Source organism: Paenibacillus liaoningensis, from assembly GCF_059609455.1.
Window position 1 is genome coordinate 1 of sequence record NZ_JCAALU010000042.1, and the last position, 5052, is coordinate 5052.

Here is a 5052-nt window from a genome sequence, read left to right on the forward strand (position 1 = left end):
CGACGGGTTACGGACCCAGGGGAACGACCGATCTGCCCCGGCTACTGACAAATACACCACCAAAATAAAAAGTGGTCAACCAGTAATAACTGGCTGACCTCATAATACGATAACTGGCTGACCTCATAATACGACGGGATACGATAGTTCAATGATTGAAACGGCGGACCAGAATTTGGTCCGCCGCTTTGTTATTAAACAGTTCAGATAATAGGGCTTTTTTCATTGTCTACAATATTGGGGCTTGACCAAACAAAGTTTGTTCAAAATAAGGGCTTTTTGCTAGTTTTCAAAGTTGATGCATTTTATTTGACTACACGGTTATGCGTTCGGTCTCCGAACAAACAATATCTATGCGTCTATTTAACTATCACGATTCTTCTATTTATAGTGGGTAAAGCCCAACGCTTAAAGCGTCTGATTAATGACGATCGTCAGCCTGTAATTAGCATGCTCATTTAGCTCCGTGAGAAACTGGTCGAGCGCGGCATTGGAAGGAAAACGGCATTCCATCATATAACAGCTGTCTCCGCCTGTTTTATAATGGTGGATGATAGCCGTTTGCTGCTGTACAAACGCTATATAGGGAGCATGGGACAACCCATGCATGAAAATTTGGATAAATGCATGGACAGGGAGTCCCGCCTTCTCCTGATTCAAGCGTATCGTATAACCCTCGATAAATCCCTCTTCCTCCAGCCGGCTGACACGATTTGCAGCAGCCTGTCCGGTCAAATGAACGAGTTGGCCAAGCTCCTTCATCGAGATGCGGCCATTTTTCGCCAGCTCTTCAATGATGCGTTTATCCGTATGATCCAGCATAAGCGACAACCTCTTTCAAAAATCAAGTATTTGGTGCGATTTAAGTGATTGCTTCTATGTTCATGCCATTCTTTAGATAGTAACCTATTAAAGAGCAAGATTAAAGGAGGAACAGCATATGAAAATGACCCAAATCCGCAATGCAACTTTGAAAATAAATTACGGCGGCCATACCTTTTTGATCGACCCTTTCTTGGCGCCAAAGGGGACCTATCCGCCTTTCCCCAATACAGCTAACCAAGAGCAGTTTAATCCGACGGTCGAGCTGCCATTCCCAGCGGAGCAGCTGCTCCCTGTTGATGCCGTTATTGTCACGCATTTGCATGTGGATCATTTTGATCGGGCTGCGGCGGAGCTTCTGCCGAAGGACATGGTGATTTTTGCCCAAAACGAGCATGATGCGGCAGCGATTCGCGAGAAAGGCTTTGAGCAGGTGCAGATTTTCACACCATCAGCACAGCTCGGGGAAGTCAGCCTCAGCCGAACCTATGGACGGCACGGCACAGGGGAAATCGGCGAGCGTATGGGCGAGGTGTCGGGAATCGTGTTTCAGCATACGCAGGAGCAGACGCTTTATGTGGCGGGTGATACGATTTGGTGCGAGGAGACGCAAGCGGCAATCAAGGAATACGAACCGTCAGTCATCGTCGTGAATGGCGGCGCGGCACAATTTTTGCAAGGGGATCCCATTCTGATGACGAAGGAAGATATATATGCTGCGCATCTCGCGGCGCCGCAGGCGGTTATCATCTCCTCCCATATGGGGGCGGTCAATCATTGCATGCTGTCCAGACCGGAACTGCGCGAATATGCAGCAGGCAAAGGGCTAAGCGGCGTAATCCTCGTGCCAGAGGACGGCGAAACGATTATTAGTTAATCATGCGGCTTATGAACATAAAAAAATCTCCAGCCTGTCGCTGTTATAGCGAAGCTGGAGATTTTTTTCAGTTGCATTCGCTATGCTGCTGGTACAAAAGCTGGACGTTGTTGCTCTACAGCCCGCTCGATCTAGGTAAACAGCACAAGCAGCAGCGCAATTAGCGCAGGCAGCCCCTGCATAACCAAGATGGAGCGTTTAGTAGTAAGACCGCCGTACAATGCAGCAACGAGTACGCAAATGAGGAAAAACAGCTGGATTTGATAGCCGAAATCGGCATTCGGATGCACAAGGCCCCAAATCAGGCCAGCGGCCAGAAATCCATTATATAATCCTTGATTGGCGGCAAGCGACTTGGTTTGCTCAGCAAACTCAGGTGTCAAATTGAATGTTTTGCGCGTCCGAGGTTTCGTCCACAAAAACATTTCCATAGCCAATATATACAAATGCTCGGCAGCCACCAGGGCAACGAATATAGCAGCTAACATAAGGATACCCTCCTGAAATAAACTCAAATATTGGAAAAAAATGATCCCTACCCATCTTACTCCTAACCGCTTCTACAATCAAGCGCAGATTATGCTTTTACGCTATCTTCGCATGACTGGATTTGACAGTCCTGTGAGCAGGTGATACGTTGAGTACACATAACAAAAGGTCAAATGAACGAGGCGGTTAGGACATAGATGGACCATACTTATGAAATCATTCAGACGGATCATGAGCTTCCGCTGCATATTTTTTTTCATAACGTCAGATACGTCCCGAATCATTGGCATGACAGCATGGAGCTGCTGTTCGTGCTTAAGGGCAAGGCAATCATTGCTGTACAAGGCAAGCCTTTCGTGCTTAATGAAGAGGATATTATCCTTATTAATAGCAATGACATTCATACGATACAATCGGATCAGGAAAATCTGCTGCTGGCGCTGCAAATTCCGGATTCTTTTCTGCGCGAGCAGGGGGTGGACACGGAGCAGACCGCCTTTGAGTGCAATTCCTGCTGGCATGCTCAAGGCGATCAGCAGAAGTTTATTGAAGTGCGTACGCTGCTGTCCACCATTATGTGGAATTATAATAAAGCCGGATATGGCTATGAAATTAAAGTCCGCTCCCTGCTGCTGGAGCTGATTTATTTGCTGCTGCGCAAATTCAGAAGCACGCAGGAGAAGCGGGAGTATCCGATTAACCGTCGTACGATGGCGCGGCTCCTTCATTTGAATGAGTACATTCAGGAGCACTTCAATCGTCCGCTGACGCTGAATGAGCTGGCTGAGCGTGAAAATTTCTCCGTCTCCTATTTATCGAGCTTCTTTCAGAAAAGCATGGGTGTGACGTTCCGTACTTATATTACGCGCATTCGGCTGGAGCATGCGGTCAAAGCGATGCTGACGACACAGGAGCCAATTATTAAAATCGCTTTGGACAGCGGCTTTCCTAATTTGAAAGCTTTCCATAAGGCTTTCAAAGCGGTCTACCAAATGACGCCGACGGAATATCGCGGCCATCGCGGGCAGCATTTGCCTGAGGCGGAATTGTCCGAGCCCTCCAGCGATAATTACTTGGCTTTTGACCGGGAAAATGCTTACATCAGCTTGTTTAAATATTTGCCAACGGAAGCGAACGCTGGAACGATTGCCGCTGCTGATCAGGGCTCCATCTGCCGCTCCATACAAATCCGTGCCTCTGGCAGCGGGCGGACACTAAAGCATACTTGGCGCAGCTTATGTACGATCGGCAAGGCGAAGGAAGCGTTGTTTGCTCCCGTCCAGCAGCATTTGCGGATGGTGCAGCAATCCATTGGCTTTCAATATATTCGCTTCCACGGCATCTTCGATGATGAAATGATGGTGGCGCGGTTGGGGCCGGACGGCAAGCCCCTGTTCAGTTTCGGCTATGTCGATCAAGTGGTCGATTTTTTCCGAAGCATCGGGCTGCGTCCCTTCTTCGAGCTGGGCTTTATGCCGGGCGATTTTGCAGATCAGTCGAAGTTTTTCTTCCATAAAAAAAGCTACATGAGCATGCCTAATGAGATGGAGCATTGGACCGCGCTGATGGAAGCGTTCATTCAGCATCTTCTCCATCGTTATGGCAGTGCCGAGGTAAGCAGCTGGCGCTTTGAATTTTGGAACGAGCCGGATGGCGGGCTGTTCTGGCCAGATCCGTTTGAACGATACCTGGAACTATATGAAGCGAGCTTTAAGGCGATTAAGCGCGTGTACCCGCAGGCGCAGATTGGCGGCCCATGCATGCAGGGAGACACCATAGTGGATCGAAGCTATTGGATGGAAAAATATTTGGCTTATTGCACCGAGCATGAATGCTTGCCTGATTTTATCACCATTCATATGTACCCGATTGAATATGCGGTAACGGAGTCAGAGCATGATCAAGTGCCCCAAATCAGCGATTTCCACTACGCGGGCGAGGACTATGTTCCCAAAATGCTGGGCAGGGTGAAGCGCAAGCTGCTGGAGCTTGGATGGACGGGCACTGAGCTGCATGTGACGGAATGGAATGCAACGCCCCATCATCGAGAGCTGACGAATGATACTTGCTTCAAAGCCGCATACATTGCCAAAAACATCGTGGAAACGCTCGATGAAGCAAGCAGTCTGGGTTACTGGACAGTAACGGATTTACTGGAGGAGCTGCCACTGCCGCAGGAGACATTCCACGGCGGACTTGGCATGATTACGAATAATGGGCTCAAAAAAGCGGCCTTCTATGCTTACGAGCTGCTTGCCAAGCTTGGCTGCAAGCTGCTTGACCGCGGCGATGGCTACTGCCTGACGATGTCGAAGGATGGCGCGTATCAGCTGCTGCTGTTCCATTACGCCCATTTTGACCAGATGTATCTCAAAAATGATATTTCAGGCATTCAGCCGCATCATCGGTATGCCGTCTTTAATCATAACGACCAGTTGGAGCTGACTATTCAGCTAGAAGGGCTGGAACCAGGCGCTTACCGCATACACCGGCATGCGATTAACCGGGAATCGGGCAGCTCCTATGATGAATGGCTGCGGATGGGCGCGCCCGCTGAGCTGATGCCGCCGGATATTGACTATTTGAACCAGTGCAGCGTGCCGAAGCAGCATATGAGCACCGAGACAGCAGGGGATGTATTGACGCTGAAGGGCCTGCTTGCGCCGCATGAGGTTCAGCTGCTGGAGATTAAACGGGAATGGCAGCACAATTCCATATAAAAGGCAGAAAGACCTTCGTCCGATTATACAATCTAAAATGTACCCCTTGTAAAGGACAATTAAAAAAAGGTTAGGCCACTTCAAGCTGCTGTCTGTATCGTGCAGGCGGCAGCTTATTTAAGTTCCATTGACCTCGATAATGAT

Annotated in this window: 4 protein-coding genes; 2 read left to right on the forward strand and 2 right to left on the reverse strand. The window is 48.9% G+C overall.

Annotated elements, in window-relative coordinates; all coding sequences use genetic code 11:
• Positions 1 to 408 precede the first annotated feature (408 nt).
• A complete protein-coding gene (locus tag AC6B99_RS33140; RefSeq protein WP_494879060.1) occupies positions 409 to 822 on the reverse strand; it encodes a winged helix-turn-helix transcriptional regulator in 414 nt (137 codons plus the stop codon).
• A gap of 118 nt (positions 823 to 940) precedes the next feature.
• Between AC6B99_RS33140 and AC6B99_RS33145 the strand changes: the two genes are divergently transcribed.
• Positions 941 to 1699, forward strand: a complete 759-nt coding sequence (locus tag AC6B99_RS33145; RefSeq protein WP_496665158.1) for an MBL fold metallo-hydrolase — start codon at positions 941 to 943, stop codon at positions 1697 to 1699.
• A 131-nt stretch (positions 1700 to 1830) separates the two neighbouring features.
• Here the strand turns inward: AC6B99_RS33145 and AC6B99_RS33150 are convergent, their stop codons facing one another.
• Complete coding sequence (locus tag AC6B99_RS33150; protein ID WP_056032024.1) at positions 1831 to 2187, reverse strand: DUF1304 domain-containing protein; 357 nt, start codon at positions 2185 to 2187, stop codon at positions 1831 to 1833.
• A gap of 198 nt (positions 2188 to 2385) precedes the next feature.
• Here AC6B99_RS33150 and AC6B99_RS33155 point away from each other — a divergent pair, with 198 nt between their 5' ends.
• On the forward strand, positions 2386 to 4908 hold the full coding sequence (locus tag AC6B99_RS33155; protein ID WP_496665159.1) for a GH39 family glycosyl hydrolase: 2523 nt from the start codon (positions 2386 to 2388) through the stop codon (positions 4906 to 4908).
• The last annotated feature ends 144 nt before the right edge of the window (positions 4909 to 5052 follow it).